General features: G+C 67.6%; 6 protein-coding genes. 5 read left to right on the forward strand and 1 reads right to left on the reverse strand.

The window, feature by feature from the left end:
• Window positions 1-50: 50 nt before the first annotated feature.
• The 3 genes from QWY80_RS03210 to QWY80_RS03220 are packed head-to-tail and all read left to right on the forward strand — an operon-like array spanning window position 51 to window position 2,476.
• Entirely contained in the window at window positions 51-785 is a 735-nt protein-coding gene (locus tag QWY80_RS03210; protein ID WP_435389259.1) for an MlaA family lipoprotein, read from the forward strand.
• Between the two features lie 9 nt (window positions 786-794).
• Window positions 795-1,973, forward strand: coding sequence for a PP2C family protein-serine/threonine phosphatase (locus tag QWY80_RS03215; RefSeq protein ID WP_290229249.1), 1,179 nt, complete (start codon window positions 795-797; stop codon window positions 1,971-1,973).
• Window positions 1,967-2,476 carry an STAS domain-containing protein gene (locus QWY80_RS03220; protein ID WP_290229250.1) on the forward strand — a complete coding sequence of 170 codons (510 nt, stop codon included), beginning with the start codon at window positions 1,967-1,969 and terminating at the stop codon, window positions 2,474-2,476. The genes QWY80_RS03215 and QWY80_RS03220 overlap by 7 nt, the downstream gene beginning before the upstream one ends.
• A 226-nt stretch (window positions 2,477-2,702) precedes the next feature.
• Here the strand turns inward: QWY80_RS03220 and tal are convergent, their stop codons facing one another.
• Window positions 2,703-3,641 carry a transaldolase gene (gene tal, locus QWY80_RS03225; RefSeq protein ID WP_290229251.1) on the reverse strand — a complete coding sequence of 313 codons (939 nt, stop codon included), beginning with the start codon at window positions 3,639-3,641 and terminating at the stop codon, window positions 2,703-2,705.
• Between the two features lie 139 nt (window positions 3,642-3,780).
• Between tal and QWY80_RS03230 the strand changes: the two genes are divergently transcribed.
• Entirely contained in the window at window positions 3,781-4,965 is a 1,185-nt protein-coding gene (locus QWY80_RS03230; protein ID WP_290229253.1) for a Bcr/CflA family multidrug efflux MFS transporter, read from the forward strand.
• Between the two features lie 105 nt (window positions 4,966-5,070).
• Complete coding sequence (locus QWY80_RS03235; protein WP_290229254.1) at window positions 5,071-6,093, forward strand: substrate-binding domain-containing protein; 1,023 nt, start codon at window positions 5,071-5,073, stop codon at window positions 6,091-6,093.
• Window positions 6,094-6,173: the final 80 nt, after the last annotated feature.

The raw sequence follows: 6,173 nt of genomic DNA on the forward strand, positions 1-6,173 counted from the left end.
AGGCAGGCATGAGGCAAGGAGACAGGGACGGCGGGCGCGCCGGCGTAGTCATGGTGGCGTTGATGGCGGTGGTGCTGCTGGGCGGCTGTGCCAGCACCGGCACGCCGGAGGAGCGCCACCCCGACGATCCCTGGGAGGACTTCAACCGCAAGGTGTTCGCCTTCAACGAGGTGGTCGATCGTTACGCCCTCAAGCCGGTGGCACGCGGCTATCGCTTCGTCACCCCGGATCCGGTGCAGACTGGGGTGGGAAACTTCTTCGCCAATCTGGGCGAGCCGCGCACCGCGCTTAACAGCCTGTTGCAGGGCAAGCCGGGCAACGCCGGCGTCGCCACGGCGCGCTTCCTGATCAACACCACGGTGGGCATCGGCGGCCTGTGGGACTTCGCCACCCACATGGAGATCACCGGTCGCGAGGAGGACTTCGGCCAGACCCTGGGGGCCTGGGGGGTCGGCGAAGGGCCCTACCTGGTGCTGCCGTTGCTGGGGCCGAGTACGGTGCGCGACACCGGCGGCCTGCCGGTGGACGGGTACACCTATCCCACCACCTACGTGGAAGACGACGCCGTGCGCCTCGGCCTCACGGCGCTGCGGGTGGTGGATATCCGGGCCGGCCTGCTGGACCGGGAGGAACTGATTCGCGGCGATCGCTACAGCTTCATCCGCGACGCCTGGCTGCAGCAGCGCCGCTATGAGGTCAGCGACGGCGAACTCGGCGACGACCCCTTCGCCAGCGACGAGTTCGAGTTCGACGACGCCGATTTCGATGACGCCTTTTCCGACTGAGGCCCTGGCATGGATCGTCTTAAGCAGCTGATCGGCGTGATCGACTTCCCGGGCCAGGCCCGGGACGACCTCGCCGAGACCATCGCCCGCGACGGCCTGGCGGTGATGGCCGTGGACAGCCCCGAGGAACTGCCACCCGAGGTGTCGCTGGTGGTAGCCCATGTCCGGGCGGTACCGCCCGCCGCCTGGTCTGCCTTGAGCGAACGGTTGCCCACCCTGGTGGTCAGCGACAGCCGACAGGCCCCGGAACTGCTCACCGCCGTGGATGCCGGCCTGGTGGACTACATCGTCGAGCCTCGGCGACACGGCCAGCTGCTGCGCCGCATGATCCGCAAGGTGATCGAGCTGCGCGACCTGGAGGATGCCCGGCGCCGCGACCAGGCCCAACTGGAGGAGCTCAACGAGACGCTGGAAACCCACCTGGCCATGCTGCGCCTCGACCAGCAGGCGGGAGGGCAGATCCAGCGCAAGATGCTGCCGGCCCGCCCCCAGACGCTGGGCGGCGTCACCTGCGATTATTGGTTCGCTCCCTCGCTCTACCTCTCCGGCGACTTCCTCGACTTCCAGCGCCTCGACGAGCGTCACCTGCTGTTCTACTTCGCCGACGTCTCCGGCCACGGCGCCTCCTCGGCCTTCGTCACCGTGCTGCTCAAGTACCTGGCCAATCGCTGGCAGGCGGAATGGGATGGGACGAATCCCGAGGGCGTGCCACCGCGCTGGCTGGCCGACCTCAACCGCGAACTGCTGGATACCGGCATCGGCAAGCACGCCACTTTGTTCGTCGGTATCATTGACCTGGAGCGTCGCTATCTTCACTATTCGCTGGGCGCACAGCTCCCCATGCCGCTGCTGGTGGCCGACGGCGAAGTCCATCCGCTGGCCGGCGAGGGCATGCCGGTGGGGCTGTTTCCCGGGGCGGATTACCCGGTGCTCGGCTACGAGCTACCGGAGAACTTCCGCTTATGCCTGTGTTCGGATGGAGTATTGGAGTGCCTGCCGGGCGATACGCTCGACATGCGGCTCAGGGAGCTTGAGCGGCGGGTCCTGGCCAGCGCCACACTGGAGGACCTGCGGGGTAGCCTGGCCCTCGGCTTGCCGGACGGCGATGCCGCCGATGGCGACGAGGAGCACGAAGCGCTGCCCGATGACCTGACGATCATGATGTTGAGCGGATTTGGCCAATGTTGACTCATGAAGGACGCATCAAGGCGGCATTCGACGCCGGAGTCTTCGTGCTGAAGCTCTGTGGCGATGTTCGCCTGACCCTGTGTGCCACCCTGGACCGTCAGGCCCGGCAACTCGCCGAGACGCCTGGGCTGGAGACGTTGATCGTCGACCTGCGAGACGCCACCAACATCGACTCCACCGCGCTGGGTTTCCTGGCCAAGGTGGCCATGGCGGTGCAGGGGCGCCTCGCCGAACGTCCCACCATCGTCGCCGACAATCCCGATATCCGGCGCATGCTGGATGTCATGGGCTTCTCCGGCTACTTCACCTTGATGGATGCCCCCATCACCGAGACCCGTGAGCTCCATGAGCTGCCCGAGGTCCCCTGCGACGTTGAGGAGACCCGCCAGCGGATCCTCGAGGCACACCGCATCCTGATGCGCATGAACGAGCACAACCGCGAGGAGTTCCAGCCCCTGGTGGAGATGCTCGAGGCCCAGGAGGCCACCTCGCACCATCACTGAGCCGCCGGATGGAAAGGGCTATCGCGCGTTGGCCTGATACATGCCTGTAGGAGGGAACGGTCCGGCGTTCCGGCTATGCATCGCGACTGGCGCCGTCAGGCGCCCCGGTGGTGTCGGTATCGTTGGGGTGGCTACCGCCGGGGAGGCCTTCGGCCTCCATCGCCCAATGAATTGGCCTCCTACCGGGCGGTACCACGCCAAAGCGCCAAGAACCTGATCTCTTGGCTCAGCCCTTCCTCAGCTCGGCCAGCAGGCTTTCCAGCTTGCGCTGGTCGGCCATGAACTTCCGGATCCCCTCGGCCAGCTTCTCGGTGGCCATGGCGTCCTCGTTGAGCGCCCAGCGGAACTCCGCCTCGTCCAGCGGCTCCGGCGGGTGGGTTTCGGCGTCCTGGGGGGTGAGGCGAGGCGTCAGGCTGCCCCGGGTCTCGGCCAGTTCCTCGAGCAGCTTCGGCGAGATGGTCAGCCGGTCGCAGCCGGCCAGGGAGAGGATCTCGCCGCTGTTGCGGAAGCTGGCGCCCATCACCACGGTGTGGTAGCCATGCCCCTTGTAGTGGTCGTAGATCCGCTTCACCGACTGCACGCCCGGGTCGCGATCGCCGTCGAAGTCGGCGTCGGGTTCCTGGGCCTTGTGCCAGTCGAGGATGCGGCCCACGAAGGGCGAGACCAGGGTGACGCCGGCGTCGGCGCAGGCCTGGGCCTGGGCGAAGCTGAACAGCAGGGTGAGGTTGGTATGGATGCCTTCGCGTTCCAGCTGGCGGGCGGCGCAAATGCCTTCCCAGGTGGAGGCCACCTTGATCAGGATGCGCTCGGGGCCGACGCCGTGCCGACCGTAGCGCTCGATCAGCGAGCGGGCGCGGGCCAGGGTGGCCTCGGTGTCGAAGGAGAGCCGGGCGCTGACCTCGGTGGAGACGTAGCCAGGCACCAGTTCGCTGATCTCGCTGCCGATCTCCACCGCCACGGCATCCAGGGCGTCGTCCATGTCGATGGCCCGACGGGCGAGTTCGGCCAGGCGGTCGCGCCGCGCCTCCTGCTGGGCGGCCTGCAGGATCAGCGAGGGATTGGTGGTGGCGTCGGTGGGCTGGAAGCGGCGGATCGCCTCGATGTCGCCGGTATCGGCGACCACCGTGGTCATCGCCTTGAGTTGCGAAAGCAGGTCGTCGGGCATGGATCTGGGCTCCTCGTGTATCGAGCCCTCCACTCTAGCAAGCCTGCCCGATAGCGAACAGGCGCCGGCAGGCGCGGCGATCCTGGGGTATAATTAGCGTCCTATTCAATTCGTCATCCACCTCAACCGGGGAGCCGCCTTGACTCTCGACGCCCGTCGCCTGGCCCTGCTGGTCGCCGCCAACACCGCCCTGGCCCCCTTCGCCATCGACGCCTACCTGCCGGCCATGGCCGCCCTGGCGGATGCCGTCGGCGCCAGCATTCACCACACCGAGCTGTCGCTCTCCAGCTTCCTGGCCGGCTTCGCCCTGGGCCAGCTGGTGTTCGGCCCGGTCTCCGACCGGGTGGGGCGCAAGCCGGTGCTGCTCGGCGGCCTGGTGGTCTTCCTGCTGGCCAGCCTGGTGATCACCGGCGTGGACTCGCTTCCCGAACTGCTGGGCTGGCGCTTCGTCCAGGCGCTGGGCGGCGGCGCCACGGTGGTCAACTCGGCGGCCATCGTGCGCGACTGCTTCCACGGGCGTGAGGCGGCCAGGGTGATGTCGACCATGGCAATCATCATGCTGATGGCGCCGCTGGTAGCGCCGGTGGTGGGCAGTGGATTGCTCTACCTGGCCGACTGGTGGCTGATCTTCGTCTTCCTGGCCACCTATGCCGCCTTCCTGATCTGGCTGATGGGCACCCGCTTGCCGGAGACCCGGGCACCCGGCGAGTCGGCGACCACGCTGCGCCAGGTATTGGCGAACTACGCCTCCGTGCTGGGCGACCGCCAGGCCATGGGTTACGTCTCGGCCGCCGCCATGTCCTTCGCCGGCCTGTTCGCCTTCGTCACCGCCTCGCCGTTTCTCTACCTGGAGCACTTCGGCCTGACCCCGTCGCTGTATCCGCTGGTGTTCGGGGTCAACGTCCTGACCATGGTGGCCTCCAACCGCCTCAACATCCGCCTGCTGAGATGGCGCAGCCCCCAGCAGAACCTGCGTCTGGGACTGGCCATCCAGCTGGCCGCGGCGGTGGGCCTGGGGCTGATGGTGGTCACCGGGCTGGAATCGCTCGCCACCATGGTGCCGCTGATCATGGCCTTCGCCGGCACCATCGGGCTGATCGCCCCCAACGCCATCACCTCGCTGCTCGACCGCTTCCATCACATGAGCGCCACCGCCGCGGCGCTGCAGGGCAGCGTGCAGTTCTCCTGTGGGGCGCTGGCCGGGGTGCTGGTGGGGGCCTTCGAGGTGGACAGCGCCTGGCCCATGGTTGGCACCATGCTCGGTGCCTCGCTGCTGGCCAACCTGGGCATCCGCGTGCTGGCGGGCCGGGTGGCGCCGGCCTGAGACGCCGATGCGCTCGGGCGTCATGGTTGTCACGAAGCTGTCATCTCCCTGGGGCAAGGTGTGACTCGCGAAGGTTGCACACTGTCCTCAACAGGAGATCGCTCCATGAATCGCATCCTCAAGAGCCGCGCTTTCAAGACCACCGTGATCGCCGCCGCCGTGATGGGCGTCGCCGGCGTTGCCCAGGCGCGCGACCAGATCCGCATCGTGGGTTCCAGCACCGTCTATCCGTTCGCCAGCTACGTGACCGAGGAGTTCGGTGCGGTGACCGAGTACCCGACCCCGGTCATCGAGTCCACCGGTTCCGGCGGCGGCATCCGCCTGTTCTGCAACGGCGTGGGTGAGGGCACGCCCGACATCTCCAACGCCTCGCGTCGCATCAAGGCCTCCGAACTGGAGCGCTGCGAAGAGAACGGCGTGACCGACGTCACCGAGGTCAAGATCGGCTCCGACGGCATCGTCTTCGCCCAGTCCAGCCAGAACGAGGCCCTGGACCTGACCCTCGAGCAGCTGTTCCTGGCCGTGGCCGCCCAGGTGCCGGTGGACGGCGAGCTGGTCGACAACCCCTACACCAACTGGAGCGACATCGATTCCGCGCTGCCGGATCGCGAGATCTCCATCTACGGCCCGCCCAGCACCTCCGGCACCCGTGACGCCTTCGAGGAGCTGGTGATGGAAAGCGCCTCCGAGGAGCTGGACGCCTACGGCGAGGCCTATACCGAGATCCGTGCCGACGGCGCCTACATCGACGCCGGCGAGAACGACAACCTGATCGTCCAGCGCCTCACCGAGGACACCGACGCCTTCGGCATCTTCGGCTACTCTTTCCTGGTGGAAAATCCGGATTCGTTGGTCGCCTCCAGCATCGGCGGCGTCGAGCCCGAAGCCGAGGCCATCAGCGCCGGCGACTACCCGATCGCCCGCTCGCTGTTCTTCTACGTCAAGAACCAGCACGCCGAGGACGTGCCGCCGCTGTATGAGTACGTCGACATGTTCGTCTCCGAGACCATGATCGGCGAGGGGGGCTACCTGGCGGACATCGGCCTGATCCCGCTGCCGGAGGCCGAGCGCGAGCAGACCCGTGAGAAGGTCGCCGATCGCGCCCAGCTGCAGACGTCCGATCTGTAAGACGCGCCTTTCGGGCATGGATGCCTGACCCGGCCGGCAGCCCAGGCTGCCGGCCGTCGCACGTTACGGCAGCCGGGCTG

Origin of the sequence: Halomonas ramblicola, from assembly GCF_030409215.1 — a bacterium.
Taxonomy (GTDB): domain Bacteria; phylum Pseudomonadota; class Gammaproteobacteria; order Pseudomonadales; family Halomonadaceae; genus Halomonas; species Halomonas ramblicola.

Bases quoted from the DNA above. Each gene is read 5' to 3' on its own strand.
- QWY80_RS03210 (WP_435389259.1), top strand. From the start codon at position 51: ATGGTGGCGTTGATGGCGGTGGTGCTGCTGGGCGGCTGTGCCAGCACC.
- QWY80_RS03215 (WP_290229249.1), top strand. From the start codon at position 795: ATGGATCGTCTTAAGCAGCTGATCGGCGTGATCGACTTCCCGGGCCAG.
- QWY80_RS03220 (WP_290229250.1), top strand. From the start codon at position 1,967: ATGTTGACTCATGAAGGACGCATCAAGGCGGCATTCGACGCCGGAGTC.
- tal (WP_290229251.1), bottom strand. From the start codon at position 3,641: ATGCCCGACGACCTGCTTTCGCAACTCAAGGCGATGACCACGGTGGTC.
- QWY80_RS03235 (WP_290229254.1), top strand. From the start codon at position 5,071: ATGAATCGCATCCTCAAGAGCCGCGCTTTCAAGACCACCGTGATCGCC.